Source organism: Ruegeria sp. E5 (assembly GCF_056534105.1).
On sequence record NZ_JBQFPA010000001.1, the window covers coordinates 236,337 to 252,106 of the forward strand.

The following is a 15,770-nucleotide window of genomic DNA, read 5'->3' on the forward strand; positions in this document are numbered from 1 at the left end:
TGTCTTATCCCGCCCGAAGCGGCCTGTCACCCGCTCAAGGTTGTTTGCGGCTTCCCTTTCCGCTACCCAAGCATTGGAGGGGTCAAGAATGAACGATCTAAGCCTAGAGAATGTCGCGCAAAATCTGGACCTGATGAACCCGCCCGAGGGGTTTGTCGACGACCCGTTCCCCTTTTACGATGCACTGCTTGAGCATGCGCCAGTATTGCGACAGCCGGACGGTTCCGTGTTGTTGTCACGCCATGCGGATCTGGATGCCATTTATCGCAACACGACGCTTTATTCCTCGGATAAGGAGGCGGCGTTTGGCCCTAAATTCGGTGTTGGCTCGCCGTTATTCGAACATCATACAACTTCATTGGTGTTCTCCGACCCGCCTTTGCACACGCGTGTGCGCAAGATCATGACCTCAGCCCTGACGCCCCGGGCAATCGCGCGGATGGAGCCGGGTCTGATCGAAACCGTTGATACGCTGCTGGATGATATGGCGGGCAGGGGGCAGGTTGACCTGATCGCGGATTTTGCTTCGACCATTCCGATCCAGATCATCGGCAATCTGCTGGATGTACCGATGAACGAACGCGCGCCTCTGCGCGATTGGTCGTTGGCCATCCTTGGTGCTTTGGAACCCGCTTTGACAGAAGCTCAGCTGGAAAAGGGCCACACTGCTGTTCGCGAATTCAAAACCTATCTTCAGGATCTTGTTGCCCGTCGTCGCGCAAATCCGGGAGATCCGGAAACAGATGTTCTGACACGTCTGATCCGAGGCGAAGGCGCGGACGAGATGCTGAGCGAGATTGAGCTTCTGCAAAACTGTATCTTTATCCTGAATGCGGGTCACGAAACGACCACCAATCTGATCGGCAATGGGCTGGCGCTGCTTCATGACTATCCAGAACAACGCCAAAGACTACTGGAAGATAGCGAATTGATTGCCCCGGCGGTTGAAGAGGTCTTGCGCTTTCGGTCACCCAACCAATTTGGCAACCGGGAAACCACGGAGGACGTTGAAATCCGAGGACATCAGATCGCCAAAGGAACGAACCTGCATCTCTGTATCGGGGCAGCGAACCGTGATCCCGAGGTGTTCGCCGACCCGACCCGATTTGACATCACACGCAAGCCGAACAGGCACCTGGCCTTCGCGGGCGGGCCGCATGTCTGCGTTGGCCTGACTTTGGCGCGCCTTGAAGGTCGTGTTGCACTGGATCGATTGCTGAAGCGATTTCCCGATTACCAGATTCAAGGAAAACGGGTGCAGGGTGGTCGCATTCGGTTTAACGGATACGCGTCGTTGCCTGCATTTATGTAATTAGATCAACGCTCTAGTAGATGTTTTTCATGCAATTACGAATTGCGTGACAACTTCAGGGTTGTCTCAAGCCCTGGTTTACGATTGCGCGCCAGAAATGTGCCGCCGTGCATATGTGAAATTGCCGCCACAAGCGCCAGTCCAAGGCCGGCATTCCGCCCGGTCCTTGCGGGATCAAGCGTGACAAACGGCATCTGCAATCGGGGCAGATCGCTTTCTGGTACGCCAGGGCCCCGGTCGCGAACGCTGAGTAACGCATAGTCGCCGTCGTCTCGAATTTCGATGGTGATCGCTGTGCCGGGCGGGGCGTAGCGCATGGCGTTTTCAAGAAGGTTCGACAGTGCTTGAGACAGCAGAGGGCGATGGCCTTGGATTGGGTCCGCGTTTCCAACGACCTCAAGTCGGATGTTCTGATCAGACGCGACAGGTTCGTATAACTCAACCACGTCACCGACCAGTTGCAAAAGCTTTACCGGTTCAAATTGTTCGCGGCCCAGACCGGCCTCGGCGCGCGAAATCTCGGTCAGTTGGCTGAGAACGCGCAGCAGGTGATCAATCTCGCCGGTCGCGCGCGCCATGTCGATCTCGCGATCTTGATCGCTTTTGCCGGGCTCAGCCAGGGATTCGACCCGTTGCCGCAGTCGCGACAGGGGAGAGCGCAGGTCATGAGCAATCGAATTGGAGGTTGTGCGCAGGTTGCTGATCAGTTCTTCAATACGATCCAGCATGTTGTTCAACGTGCCCGCGACCTGATCGAATTCATCGCCCGTGCCACGTAGAGGCATGCGCAGAGCTAAATCGCCGGAAACGATATTGTCGGCTGTATTGGCGATGTCTTTCAGTCGTGAAAACACCAGCCGGGTCAGCAGCCAGCCGGTCAACAAACTCAGCGCCAATGCAGTGGCAAGTGCCAGTGCAACAGACCGGAACAGAACCCGGTCGAATTGCTGTCTGGCCAATGAATCACGCCCGACAAGCAGCCTCTCACCACCCGGCAGCCGGACCGAAGCGGCAGAGATCGGGACATATTGATCCGTATCTTCTTTGCGAAGCTGAAGATCGACCCAGCCGCTGCCCGGAGTTATCCCTTCCGGCCAATGCGTCAGGTTGCCCGCCAGTTTCGTGCCTTGCCGACCTGTCAGCAGGTACAAGGCATCCCGCTCAGCCGCTGTCGGCAAACGGCGGTCGATGGCAGAGATCAACCCGATCATGCCACGCCGTTCATATTCATCTGCGAGGCCCGTAAGCTCGGCCTGAACGACCGAACGCGTCTCGCCTGAAATCGTGCGATTGGCCGTAAAATACACCATCGTCAGAACGGTCGCCGTCAGCAAAGTGCTAAGCACCATGCTGGCCAGAACCAACCGAGTACGAGAGTTTTTCAGCGACAGGCGCAGGTTATCCATCCGAAACCATGTATCCGGCGCCTCGGACTGTTTCAATCACCGGGTCAGCTCCGTCTTCATCAAGCTGGCGGCGCAGTTTCGAAATATGGACGTCGACCACGTTGGTGTTCGGGTCAAAGTGGTAATCCCACACACCTTCAAGCAACATCGTGCGCGAGACGACGCGGTTTTTTCGGCGCAGAAAGAACTCCAGAATTTGAAATTCGCGCGGGGTCAGGGTGATTTCACGACCGTTGCGTGTGACCTTGCGGGTCAACAGATCCATTTCGAGATCGCGGCAGGCAAGGGTCGGCGTTTCTTCGGCTTCTTGCGGTCGACGCAACAGGGCTTCGATCCGGGCATGAAGTTCCTGGAATGAAAATGGTTTGACCAGATAATCGTCTGCGCCCGCGCGGAGGCCTTTGACTCGCTCGTCCACTGCACTCATGGCGGTTAACATCAGAACAGGTGTTTTCAACCCAGCCGCACGCATTGACTTAATCAGTGATAACCCGTCCAGCCCGGGAAGCATTCGGTCCAGTACGACCGCATCAAATCCGCCGTCAGTTGCGTGGTACAGGCCTTCGCGGCCATCTGATGCGACTTCGACAACATAGCCTTCTTCACCAAATCCCTTGGCAATGAAGTCCCGTGTGTCTTGGTCATCTTCAACGATCAACAAGCGTCTGCTCATGGTCAGGGCTCCTTCCCAATGGGATTTAAACACACATACTCTTTGAAAAAAACATGCCGGGTGCAAAGGTGCACCCGGCTGTTCCGGCGGCACGTGGACAATCCGTGCCTGCCAGAATAAGCGCTCCAGATTTCCCCATCATGTGGCGCGCTTAGGTGTAGGGTTAGGCGATTTCGACCGCGACGAAGATCTGGTTGCCACCGCGATTGATCAAAACCAGAGCTGGATCCGTCTTTTCGTTCTCCAGCGCTTCTTTCAAAGCGTCTGGCGTAACTGTATCCAGATTGCCCAGTCGAACGATCACATCACCACGCTGCAATCCGGCCTTGGCCGCAGGGCTTTCGGGCTCCAGATCGGTGACAACAACACCATCGACGTTCTCGGCCACGCCAATCTCGGCGCGGGCGGTTTCGGTCAGCGGTGCCACGGTTACGCCCAGCGACGTACCTTCGAACTTGTCTTCAACCACGCTATCGTTAGCCGCCGAGGCTGACTGATGCTGACCGATTGTCAGTTCGATCTGTTCTTCTTTGCCATTTCGAAGAACAGTCAGCGTGCTATCAGTACCTACCTTGGTCGTGCCAACCAGGATCGGAAGATCGCTACTGGAATCAACGGCTTCGTCGTTGAAGGTCAGGATCACGTCACCTTGCTGCAGTACGCCATCGGCCGGGCTGTCAGGTACAACATCCGATACCAGTGCACCTGTTGCCGTATCGATACCCATCGCAGCAGCCAGTTCGGGGCTGACATTCTGGATCGACACTCCCAACCAACCGCGGCTGACCTCGCCGTCATCGCGCAGATCAGCCGTGATGTGATCTACAATATTCGAAGTCACCGCAAAGCCGAGCCCGACTGAGCCGCCGCTGGGCGAATAGATCGCCGAGTTCACACCGATCACCTCACCATCCATGTTGAATAGCGGACCTCCCGAGTTGCCTTTGTTGATTGCAGCATCGGTCTGAATAAATTCGGCGTAGGGGCCTTCCGAAATATTGCGCCCCTTCGCGGAAACAATACCGGTCGTAACAGTTGCATTCAGGCCAAACGGGTTGCCGATGGCGACGACGTCCTCGCCCACGCGAATGACATCGCTGTCACCCATTTGAACGGCTTGCAGGTCTTCTCCTGCGTCGATTTTAAGCACGGCGATGTCCGTAAGCGGATCTGTACCAACGATTTCAGCTTCGAATGTGCGGTTATCGCTCAGACGTACGGTCACTTCGCTGGCGTTGTCGACAACGTGGTGGTTGGTGACGATGTATCCTGCCTTATCCAGCACAAAGCCTGATCCCAAACCCTGGCTGGGGCCTCGCTGCGGCATGTCAAATCCTTCAGGACCGCCGAACCGCTTAAAGAACTCGCCAAAGGGATGGTTTTCGAGGTCGAACTCCTGACCTTGTGTGGGGCGTGGTTTGGCATCTTGCTTGGCGGTGATCGTGACCACCGAAGGCGAGACGGTTTCGACCAGATCGGCCAGAGCCTCGTCTGCCATTGCGGGCAGGGCGGTGGTGGCCATCATGGCCGCGCCCAGTGCGGTAGCTCCCATCCAGCTGGATGTGCGTGGAATAAGCAGTGAGGATTTACGGATGCTCATTTTGACTCCTGTCTATTTCGGCGGTTGATCCCGCGCATTGAGACAGGAGATGCACTGGCAACCTTGGGATATCCTGAGAGAAATATTAAGAAACCTTAATTTCGCCACGTTTCGCCGCTTTAATGACTCCGTTCAACGTGCTCGGGTAGCAAGAATCAGCTTGGGTGCTATGTGGCGAATCGGTGGATTGTTGCCGATAAAGTCAATAATTTCGAAAAAGCATTGAATTGATTCATTTTTGTTAACAAAGAAACGACGCTTTTGCGGTCTCAAAAATACTTCTCCTAAAAGTTGCGTGAGATGGAGTGTTCAAATTTCGAACACGCCCGTCGATGCCTTTGAAATAGGTAAGTTAGCCGTATTCAAAGTGCGCAACTGACGCAAACTTCTGGAAAAAATATAAGACGATGCAACCATTGGTAGAATGCAGAGTGTTGCATTGTTGCTCAAAAGCCAGTGCGCCTGCGCTGAAATTTACCATTTCATCCAATTTTACATTGTTTGAACGCATCGGATCAGCGACATTGGAGTTGCCCAAGTGAGGGGGGCCTTAGGCACTAGGGGGTGTCAAAGGCGCATCTCAATCTCCATAGCGCTGAGCGGCATGTTAACGAGGGGGTCTTGTTTAGGTTCAGCAGCACAACGTCGGGAAGCCTGATTGGCGATCTGACCGCGCTTTAGAGATTGGTGAAAGTGGTAGTCCTGTTTTTGGGCATGCGACCCGGTCATTATTGACCGGGTCGCGTTTATTTGAGGGGCTGCTTTTGCGGTCGGCCCGCATTCCAACGGGTCCAATCGGCGGGTGTATCCAAATCAAGCAGCGCATTCTGGGCGGGCAGGCGATGCAGATGAACCTTGCCCTTGTAGCGTTGCACGACAATCTGCGCGCCGCTGTCACCGTTCAGTTCCGAAAGCTCTGAAAATAGAGAACGATCAAAGACGACAGGATGGCCGGGAGCGCCTTCGTCAGTAGCCCCACGCCATATCAGATTGTCAGGGTGGGTTTTGACTGATCGGAGAACGCTGTTCAGGTCTTGGGTTGTGAGGTCCGGAAGGTCCGATAACAGGATCATGACCGCAGGTGCATTTGCTGGAATGGAGGCCATTGCGCCTCTCAAACTGGCATTCATGCCTTCTTGCGCATTTGGGATTTCGACCAGTTGAACATCGAGGCCCTCCAGCACCGTATATCGGGGATGTGGGGCCGGAGGCAGGGCGATGATAACGTGACCTGCGGCAAGCGCCCGCTGAGCCACTCGGCGCAGAAGCGGCACGCCTTCAATCGGTTGCATTAACTTATCAGCACCACCCATGCGGCTGGATTGCCCGGCAGCGAGCAGGATGATGGGAATCTGGGTCATTTCGCAAGCATGCCGTCGGTGGATTAATAAGTCATCCCCGCATTCTTGCGCCATCGGGATCGAAAAGTGGGGTCGTGATGACACGCGCTTTGCGCATCTGACCTAGAATTTCAATTTCAACCGCACGTCCCTCGGTGGCCTGTTCAGTCGGGAGGAACCCCATGGCAATCGACTTGCCCGCAAAGTGCGAATACCCACCAGATGTACAGAAGCCGACAACAACGCCGTCTAACCAGATCGGTTCGTACGCGTTTACATCTGCATCTGCCGCGTCGACCTCAAAAGCCACCAAGCAGCGATCAGCGCCAGATGCGCGCTCGGCCTCGGCCGCTGCTCGGCCTATGAAATCACTGTTCTTGGAGAATGAGATGAACCGATCCAACCCGGTTTCTGCCGCTGTATAGTCGGGTGAAAATTCTCGCATCCACGAGCCAAAGAACTTGTCCAGACGCAGACTCATCATTGCGCGCATGCCAAATGGGGTCATGTCATGAGCTTGACCCGCTTGCCACAAACTCCACCAGAGTTGCCGTTGGGCCATTGGGTCGCAATAAATCTCATAACCCAGATCGCCGGTATAGCTGACACGCTGAACTATGCAGTCGGTCATGCCAATTGTCATCGCGCGCACATTTAGAAACCTGAATGAGGTGACTTCATCGCGGGTGCAGGCCGCTAAAACCTCGGTGGCCTTGGGGCCTGCGATCTGAAACCCATTCAACCGGTCGCTGATGTTCTCGATGCCCACGCCATGGTCCTGGTTTTTCAGGAACCAGCGCATATGAAATGCCTGACTGCCGTAGGAGGCGGTCAGGTGAAAAAGGTCGTCGCCCAAGCAGGAGACGGTGAAATCCCCGATCAGCTTACCTTTATGCGACAACATTGGCGTCAGTGAAACGCGGCCTGGTTTGGGTATGCGGCCCGCCATGATGCGATCCAGCCATGCACGAGCACCGGCACCGGTAATACGGTATTTTCCGAAATTGTGGACTTCGTTGATCCCAACACCTCCACGCACGGCACGAACTTCGCGGCCGGTGGCCTCAAAGGCGTTGGAACGGCGGAACGAGGGTGTCTCGAAATCCGGTTCATCGCCTTGGGCAAAGTAGTTTGGTACTTCCAGCCCGTATTGCTGCCCCCAAACGGCACCGAGATCGCTGAAGATGTCGTACATTGGTGTGGTTCGGTTGGGACGCGCTGCAGGCAGTTCCTCGTTCGGATAAGCGACGCTGAACCGCTTCTGATAGTTCTCGATCACCTTGGGGCGCGTGTAGCCCGGGCTGATCCAATCGCCAAACCGCGCCACATCCATGGCAAACACATCGCGTTCGGGTTCGCCTTCGATCATCCATTGAGCAAGGGTCAAGCCAACACCACCGCCTTGGCTGAAACCGGCCATGACACCGCAGGCTGACCAGTAGTTCCGCACGCCAGGCACCGGACCGACCAGAGGGTTGCCATCCGGGGCAAAGGTAAACGGCCCATGGATGACGGATTTGACACCCGCCTCAGCGAGAACAGGGAAGCGTTTGTAGGCGAATTCGATGCTATCGGTGATTTTGTCGAAGTCATCGGGCAGCAGTTCGTGGCCAAACTCCCACGGGGTGCCGTCGACCGCCCAAGGTTTGCAGGGCTGTTCGTAAAAGCCGATGCACAGTCCACGCCCTTCCTGCCGCAGATAGCTTTCGCCAGCGGGGTCCATCACATGCGGGTGCTCGCCACCTGCGTCGATGATGGCCTCGATCTCGGGTATGTTATCGGTGACCAGATATTGATGCTCCATCGGATGCAACGGGAAATAGATCCCGGCCATCGCACCGACCTCGCGCGCCCACAATCCGCCCGCATTGACGATATGTTCGGCGTGAATTGTACCCTTGTCGGTCACCACGTCCCAAGTTCCGTCCGGGCGCTGGTTGGTCTCGCGCACCATGCAATGTGTTTCGATCGTAGCCCCGCCCATACGCGCGGCCTTGGCGTATGCGTGTGTTGTACCCGACGGATCAAGATGCCCGTCCAGCGGATCATACAGCGCACCAAGGATGCCATCGGTGTTGGTGATCGGAGCAATTTTTTTGATCTCCTCAGGCCCGACGATCTCGGTCTCAAGACCCATGAATCGGTGCTTGGCGCGTTCGGCGAGCAACATGTCGAACCGGTCTTGATTGTCGGCCAGCGTGACGCCGCCGACGTGGTGCAGTCCACACGACATGCCCGTGATCTCTTCCAGCTCTTTGTACAGCCGGATGGTATAGCCCTGCAGGGCGGCCATGTTTGTGTCACCGTTCAGGGTGTGAAACCCGCCCGCCGCATGCCAGGTCGAACCGCTGGTTAGCTCAGACCGTTCCAGCAGCATCACATCCGACCAACCGAGCTTGGTCAGGTGATAGAGGACCGAGCATCCGACAACGCCGCCTCCGATAACTGCGACACGGGTGGTGGTTTTCACGATGTTTCTCCCTCGGCTTTTGGCCGAGCCTGCCGAGGGCTCTGGCGTATTACTGTTCCGTTCGCGACACCGCGCGTCGTTTGCTGAATACGCGCGCTGTAGGGCTTAGAGAGGACGGACCTTGAGGGCCGTGATCCTGTTGCCTTCGCGGGCCGTGACCTCAAACCGGAAACCGTGGAACGAGAATACTTGGCCCACAATGGGGATCATCTGAGCCTCGTGGATCACCAACCCGGCCAGCGTGTTGGCTTCTTCATCCGGCAGCGACCAGTCAAGCGCGCGGTTTGCGTCGCGGATGGTCATCGCGCCTTCGACCAGATACTGGCCGTCGTCAGATCGGGTAACGGGGACATCTTCGTCGATGTCGAACTCGTCTGCGATCTCGCCCACGATCTCTTCCAGAATATCTTCCAGCGTGATCAGCCCGCGCAGCGATCCATATTCGTCAACAACAAGCGCGAAATGGCTGTGCATGCGAAGAAACTCACGCATTTGGTCGTCCAGAGTGGTGGTTTCGGGCACGAAATAAGGATCGTTGGCAACCTTCGCGATGTCGAAATTCTTAAGCCGCTCTGGATCACCATCGGCGCCACCTACCTGCGCATACATTGCGCGAAACAGGTCTTTGGCGTGCACGACACCCACGATGTTTTCCTGTTCTTCACGGAACACAGGCAGGCGGGTGTGCGGGCTTTCCAGACATTGTTTCAAGATCGCTTCGGGTTCGTCATCCGCATCGATCATCTCAATATTCGAGCGATGAAGCATGATCTCTTCCACCGCGCGGTCGCCAAGATCGAGCGCGCCCAGAATACGGTCGCGATCTTCTTTTTCGACCACACCTTCGGAATGGCCCAGTTGCAATGCGCCAGCGATTTCTTCACGGACCGCAAGGATGTTGCTATCAGGGTCGATCTGTACGCCGAACAGGCGCAATACACCGCGCACCAGTAGCCGGACGGCAGCCACCACCGGCGAGAACACCGTTACGACGACGCTGATAACGGGTGCCACCAAGGCGGCGGCTTTTTCGGCGTTGGTAATCGCGTAGGTCTTGGGCAGCACCTCGGCAAAGATCAGCACCAGAAGGGTCATCACGAGCGTCGCCAGCGCCACACCGCTTTCGCCGAACAGGCGGGTAAACAGGGCGGTCGCCAACGAAGCGGCAAGGATGTTGACAAGGTTGTTGCCGAGAAGGACCGAGCCGATCAGACGTTCGTTATCATCGGTGATTTCCAGCGCTTTTTTCGCCCCGCGCGAGCCTTTGTCAGCCTGCGCTCTCAGCTTGCCACGCGATGATGCGGTCAGCGCAGTTTCGGAGCCCGAGAAAAAGCCCGATAGGACAAGGAGAAGAAGAATGGATCCTGTCGTGATCCAGAATGCGCCATCAAGCAGAGAAGGAGTGGGTTCCATTGGTCCTAGGTTGTTCGTGTTGCTGCATTCGTTATGGTGGTGCGGGCCCGGCCAATCAAGGGGTTAGCCCTGATCTGTGGTGTCGTCTTTGGCCAGCGGGTGGTGTTCCAACACCAGTTCCGACAGGCGTTCATCCAGAACATGCGTATAGATCTCGGTCGTCGCCACATCTGCATGGCCCAACAGCGTCTGGATCGAGCGCAAATCCGCGCCATTGGCCAGCAGGTGCGTCGCAAACGCATGGCGCAGCGTATGAGGTGTGACTTTTTCAGGCGAAACACCGCCTTCGATCGCCAGTTCCTTGACCAGCAGAAAGAAGCGATGCCGCGTCAGGTGACCGGATTTCCCGCGCGACGGGAACAGGAAACGCGACGCTTGTCCTCCCTTGGAAACGGCTTTTTCCTCGGCCGCATCGCGGGCTTGCAGCCAGTCTGCCAACGCCTCGCGGGCAGGGGGGGACAGCGGAACCATCCGCTCTTTCCCGCCTTTGCCGAGGACCAGCAGCATGCGGGGATCACCTCTGGCTGAACTGACCGGCAGCGATACCAGCTCTGTCACCCGCATCCCCGTCGCATAGAGCAGTTCCATCAGGCACGTGTTGCGAATTCTGTCTGCGTCGGAACGGCCCGTGCGCCGCGCTGCTGCAAGCAGGTGGTCAACTTCGGGCACGTCCAGTGTTTTTGGCAATCGCTTGGGGCGCCCTGGTCCCTTGATCTGGATGGCCGGGTTGCTTTCGCGCCAGCCTTCTTCGAAAGCAAATCGGTACAATTGTTTGATCGCCGACAACCGCCGTGCCCTTGTCGAGCGCGACAGGCCCTGCGCATCGCAATCGATCAGGTAACCTTCGATCCGATCGCGATCCGCTTCGGAAAAGCCCGATTTCCGACGCGTCAACCAATCAGAGAAATCTTTCAGATCCCGGCCATAGGCGAGCAGGGTGTTGGTGGCAGCGCCAAGCTCGGCAGCTTGCGCTTCGAGGAAGGTGGAAATCCACAGCTCCTGAGACGCGGGCGCGGTCATGCTCAAGCCCCGTTCAAGATCATCAACTGCAACGCGGCCCGACGTGCGGTGTCTTCAAGACCCACGCGGCGGAACGCAGCGATTGCAGCGGTCAGGTCGACCAGATTGCCGCGCGCGCCATGGGCGAACAATTGCATCGTTTCCAGAATGGCTTCGCCCAATTGATCGTTGCTCAGAAGCCCGTCGATATCCGAAGGGATGGGCGCGGACCAGGCAAAGCCCTGCGAAATGGCATCCGCCAGAGGGGTTGGTGACGGTGCGCGCTGCGGATCGCCCTGCGCCAGGGCGGCCAGAAACATGTTGGTCTCTGAACTATCAGGCACGTTTTGCGCCGCGTCTTCATAAAGCTCGGACAACAGCAGAATACGCCACCTCAGATTCTCGGCAGCCGGACCAGACAGTTTGATTGCAGCCAGGCGCGGGGCAAAGAGTTCGGCAAACGGAACTTCAAGCCCGACTGACTTCATCTGGGCCCAAACCTCAATTAAAGTCTTGGAAACCGCATCGGGATTTCCGGTTCCCAATGCGGTTTCGAACCGTTGAATGGCGGCCACGCGATCCCACACGGCGCCCGAAGCAGCCGGCGAACGTTCGGTATATAGGCCAAGCAACTGATTGGGTGTCAGCGCCCCAATCCGCGTCAATCGTTCAGCAGCTTCGACCTGGGCTTTCCAGCCCGCCACATCGCGCAGATCGGCATTGGCGAACGCCCGTGGCAGTGAAGCCGTGGGCAAACGTTCACCAATGGCTTCGAACAGACGGAACGTAAGCGGATTCGGGTCGTCGGGCTGAGGAAGATACTCGGCCCCTTCGAACAATTCCGGGCTGAGAAAGCGATCGAGCAATGCCAGCTGTTCATCGGGAAGCACCTGCAGCGCATGAGCGGCTTCGAGTGTCAGAGCAGCTGACGCCCAATCTCCACGACGGGCCTTGCAGAATATTTGCGCTGCGTAATCCCGAGACAAATTCGGCTGCGCGATCAGCGCGGTGCAACTCCGGTCTTCGTCACCCGTCAGCAACGTCGCATCGAACCAGCGTTTGAAACGAGCTTGCGTATCGGTCGGACCGGCCAGCTGAACCAGAGATTGTACCGGATCGGATGCGCCCAATTGCATAAGGCGGTCCAGTCGCGCCATCAGCAATTTGTCTTCTGCCTGTCCTCCGCTCGGGGGACGTGCCTCGGAAAGGAGCAGGGTGAACAGCAGCCGCTGCATTGCGGGGTTGGACTTGACCCGCACCTGCGCGATCAGTTCCGCCAACCGATCCGCATCGCTGTTCTGCCACAAGTTGACCGGCAGACCTGTGACGGAAGAGGCCACCAAACCCAGCGGTGGCGACAGCGCCTCAAGCGGGGTGACCTGAATATCCGGCTGCAACCCTGTCTGGGTGACAGGTGGCTCTAATAGCACTGTGCCCGGCAGATTCTCAGGCGGGTCGGTCAGCCAGTCGATGATCGACAAGGGCTCCGTCGATTGTGCCTGCGCAGTTCCGGCTAGAAAAAACGCCAGAAGAGTGGTTCTAGTCGGCATTCAAGATGACCGGTTCGCGGACTTCACTTTGAGGAGCGGAAAAGTCCGCACCAAAAAACGGCCCGACATAGGCATACCCAACCAGCCCGATGAAACACAGGCAGATGAGGTAAATCAGGAACTTGATTAAACGGCCCATGGGTGAACGCTGCCTCAATTTTTGCTTTTGCCCAAGTTATAACTAGCATTTTTCTTAAGATCACGTCATTCACGACGAAATGAGCGAAATTAAGCATAACACGGTGCGTTCCGACACAGCGGCGCAGTTTCAACTGCACAAAACCGTCGTTTTGGTCGGAATGATGGGGGCTGGAAAGACTGCGGTGGGCCGGGCTCTGGCGGCTCGGCTAGGCGTTCCCTTTCTCGATAGCGATTCCGAGATCGAATCGGCCGCCAACATGACCATCCCCGAGATCTTTGCCCGCGATGGTGAGGCGTTCTTTCGCAGCAAGGAAAGTCAGATCATCGGGCGGCTTCTGGACGAGGAAAAAGGCATCCTGTCGACTGGGGGCGGCGCGTTTCTGGCAGAAGGCAATCGAAAAATGATCTCAGATCGCGGTGCATCTGTGTGGTTGCGGGCCGATCTGAACGTGTTGTGGAATCGCGTCAAACATAAAGACACGCGCCCATTGCTGCGTACGGCAGACCCGTATGCAACGTTGCGCGGTTTGTACGAGGCGCGCGTGCCGATCTATGAACAGGCCGATCTGGTGGCTGACTCAGATGGCGAAACCGCAATCGAAGATATGGTGGATCGGGTGATCGCTGCATTGGTGACGCGCCCTGATATTTTGGAACGAATTTAATGCATCAAACCGTACATGTTGATCTGGCCGAGCGTTCATATGATGTTGAGATCGGTCCCGGCCTTTTGGCGCAATCTGGGGAACGGATTGCTCCACTGATAAAGCGTAAGCGTGTCGCGGTTCTGACGGATGAGACTGTCGCGGGCCTGCATCTGGATGCACTGCGTGAAGGCCTGGCCTCAGCCGGGATCGGGATGAATGCTCTGGCACTGCCAGCGGGTGAGGCCACCAAAAGCTGGCCGCATTTTGAGCGCGCGGTAGAATGGTTGCTGGCGGAGAAGGTCGAACGGAACGACATCGTCGTTGCGCTAGGTGGGGGTGTGATCGGTGATCTGGTGGGATTTGCTGCAGCAGTGATGCGGCGAGGGGTACGCTTTGTTCAGATACCTACCTCGCTGCTAGCACAGGTCGACAGCTCGGTTGGGGGCAAGACCGGGATCAATGCGCCACAGGGCAAGAACCTGATTGGAGCGTTTCACCAGCCGTCACTGGTGTTGGCCGACACGGACGTGCTGGGCACGTTACAGGCGCGGGACTTTCTCGCCGGATACGGCGAGGTCGTCAAATATGGACTGTTGGGCGATGCCCAGTTCTTTGAGTGGCTTGAAGACAACGGGCCTCTGTTAGCATCCGGCGACATGGCGGCGCGCGTGCAGGCCGTCACACGCTCGGTTCAGATGAAGGCCGATATCGTGGCACGCGACGAGACCGAGCAGGGCGACCGGGCGCTGCTCAATCTGGGTCATACTTTCTGCCACGCGCTTGAGGCTGCAACCGATTATTCTGATCGATTGCTGCACGGTGAAGGTGTCGCCATCGGCTGTGCGCTGGCGTTTGAAACTTCTTCTCGGTTGGGGCTTTGCCCGCAAGAAGATCCAAGCCGTGTCAGGGCGCATTTGCGCGCCATGGGCATGAAGACTGATCTGGCCGATATTCCGGGTGAACTGCCGGATGCAGAAACACTGGTCGATCTGATGGCGCAGGACAAAAAGGTCGTGGATGGCCAGTTGCGTTTCATTATGGCACGAGGCATCGGGCAGGCATTCGTCACTTCAGAAGTGCCGCGCGAGACAGTGGTCTCGGTGCTTGATGATGCGCTGGCCGCCTGCTGAAATTCAGCGCCCCTGGATTACCATCAGCTCGCCGATGTTTTCGCGGGTGATATAGCCAACCATGTGTCCCGATTTGGTGCATACAGCAATTGCGGGTGCACCTTTATGCAGGCCATTCAGAACTTGGTCCAAACCGCTGGTGAGCGCGACTTGTGGTATGTTCTTATCCATAATCGACGCTGCAGGCTCGGATCGGGGATGGTCGCTTGCTAACGCTGCGAACAGTCGGTCACGGGTGACAAAACCCAAAAGGCTGCCATCCTCGGCCAAGACGGGAAACTCGTGCTGGGTCGTATGAATGACCGCTTGAGCCGCCGTCGCCAACGTATCATCGGGCGACAACGCCTTGAACTCGGTGATCATCGCATCCCGGGCCTTAACACGCCGCGCAACCGAACGTAGCGCAACGTCCTGGTTTTCGGAATTCGCGGCAATGAAGACAAAGACGGCGATCAGAACCAGTATCGGGTTGCCAGAGGTCAGCCCCAGAAAACCAAGCCCGACCGCTACGATCTGACCGCCAAGGGCGGCGATCCGCGTGGCCTTGGCACGTTCCATCTTCATACATAGCAAGGCGCGGAATACACGCCCGCCGTCCATCGGAAATGCCGGGATCATGTTGAAGGCCGCCAGCAGCAGATTCACATAGGCCAGACGGCTCAGTAGGTTTGTGCCTGCCGAGTCGATCTGGGCCAGCGATCCAAGTTGTATCCCCGCGCCTAAAACCACGAGGATGGCCCAGATGACGACGTTTACGGCCGGGCCTGCTAAGGCGACCCAAACCTCCTGCATCGGTTTTTCTGGCATCCGCTCAAGACGTGCCAGTCCACCGATTGGCAGCAAAGTGATATCAGGGGTGCGAATCCCGTATCGCCTTGCCATGAGCGCGTGACCGAATTCATGCGCGACGACACACGCAAACAAAGCCAGAACGAACAGGATGTTGTTGAGCGCAGCGGGCCAACCACCGCTGGAATACGCTGCAAAACCAACCCAGGCGAGCAGCAGGAAGAAGGTGACATGGACCCTCAGTTCCGAGCCGAGCAATCGGCCAAGTGAGAAGGACCATGCCATGTTGTTTCTCCGTTT

At 57.0% G+C, this 15,770-nt stretch carries 13 protein-coding genes; 3 read left to right on the plus strand and 10 right to left on the minus strand.

Going from position 1 to position 15,770, the window contains the following annotated elements; all coding sequences use genetic code 11:
- The first annotated feature begins 88 nt into the window (after positions 1-88).
- Positions 89-1,312, plus strand: coding sequence for a cytochrome P450 (locus ACR0BI_RS01195; RefSeq protein WP_480561662.1), 1,224 nt, complete (start codon positions 89-91; stop codon positions 1,310-1,312).
- Positions 1,313-1,347: 35 nt separating this feature from the next.
- Here ACR0BI_RS01195 and ACR0BI_RS01200 read toward each other — a convergent pair whose 3' ends face one another.
- The 9 genes from ACR0BI_RS01200 to ACR0BI_RS01240 form a co-directional block, all read right to left on the minus strand.
- A complete protein-coding gene (locus ACR0BI_RS01200; protein WP_480569368.1) occupies positions 1,348-2,718 on the minus strand; it encodes a sensor histidine kinase in 1,371 nt (456 codons plus the stop codon).
- Positions 2,711-3,391, minus strand: coding sequence for a response regulator transcription factor (locus ACR0BI_RS01205; RefSeq protein WP_170393316.1), 681 nt, complete (start codon positions 3,389-3,391; stop codon positions 2,711-2,713). Before ACR0BI_RS01205 ends, ACR0BI_RS01200 begins: the two co-directional genes overlap by 8 nt.
- 163 nt (positions 3,392-3,554) lie before the next feature.
- On the minus strand, positions 3,555-4,991 hold the full coding sequence (locus tag ACR0BI_RS01210) for a Do family serine endopeptidase (RefSeq protein WP_480561658.1): 1,437 nt from the start codon (positions 4,989-4,991) through the stop codon (positions 3,555-3,557).
- 746 nt (positions 4,992-5,737) lie between these two features.
- A complete protein-coding gene (locus ACR0BI_RS01215; protein WP_170405269.1) occupies positions 5,738-6,352 on the minus strand; it encodes a nucleotidyltransferase family protein in 615 nt (204 codons plus the stop codon).
- A gap of 31 nt (positions 6,353-6,383) precedes the next feature.
- Positions 6,384-8,801: a GcvT family protein gene (locus tag ACR0BI_RS01220; protein WP_170817672.1), complete on the minus strand. Its 2,418-nt coding sequence runs from the start codon at positions 8,799-8,801 to the stop codon at positions 6,384-6,386.
- A gap of 105 nt (positions 8,802-8,906) precedes the next feature.
- The gene (locus ACR0BI_RS01225) at positions 8,907-10,214 is read right to left on the minus strand and encodes an HlyC/CorC family transporter (protein WP_170393312.1); all 1,308 of its coding nucleotides are present in this window, start codon (positions 10,212-10,214) and stop codon (positions 8,907-8,909) included.
- Between the two features lie 63 nt (positions 10,215-10,277).
- Positions 10,278-11,234 (minus strand): site-specific tyrosine recombinase XerD, encoded by a 957-nt coding sequence (locus tag ACR0BI_RS01230; RefSeq protein ID WP_480561656.1) that lies wholly within the window; start codon positions 11,232-11,234, stop codon positions 10,278-10,280.
- A 2-nt stretch (positions 11,235-11,236) separates the two neighbouring features.
- Complete coding sequence (locus ACR0BI_RS01235) at positions 11,237-12,763, minus strand: hypothetical protein (protein ID WP_480561654.1); 1,527 nt, start codon at positions 12,761-12,763, stop codon at positions 11,237-11,239.
- Entirely contained in the window at positions 12,753-12,902 is a 150-nt protein-coding gene (locus ACR0BI_RS01240) for a hypothetical protein (RefSeq protein ID WP_170393309.1), read from the minus strand. The genes ACR0BI_RS01235 and ACR0BI_RS01240 overlap by 11 nt, the downstream gene beginning before the upstream one ends.
- Before the next feature lie 79 nt (positions 12,903-12,981).
- Here ACR0BI_RS01240 and ACR0BI_RS01245 point away from each other — a divergent pair, with 79 nt between their 5' ends.
- Together ACR0BI_RS01245 and aroB are read left to right on the plus strand one after the other, a co-directional pair.
- Positions 12,982-13,569, plus strand: a complete 588-nt coding sequence (locus ACR0BI_RS01245) for a shikimate kinase (RefSeq protein WP_170393308.1) — start codon at positions 12,982-12,984, stop codon at positions 13,567-13,569.
- Positions 13,569-14,681 carry a 3-dehydroquinate synthase gene (gene aroB, locus ACR0BI_RS01250; RefSeq protein ID WP_170595838.1) on the plus strand — a complete coding sequence of 371 codons (1,113 nt, stop codon included), beginning with the start codon at positions 13,569-13,571 and terminating at the stop codon, positions 14,679-14,681. Before ACR0BI_RS01245 ends, aroB begins: the two co-directional genes overlap by 1 nt.
- Positions 14,682-14,684: 3 nt before the next feature.
- On the opposite strand, the gene ACR0BI_RS01255 is transcribed toward aroB, so the two are convergent.
- Positions 14,685-15,755: a site-2 protease family protein gene (locus ACR0BI_RS01255; protein ID WP_170595835.1), complete on the minus strand. Its 1,071-nt coding sequence runs from the start codon at positions 15,753-15,755 to the stop codon at positions 14,685-14,687.
- Positions 15,756-15,770: the final 15 nt, after the last annotated feature.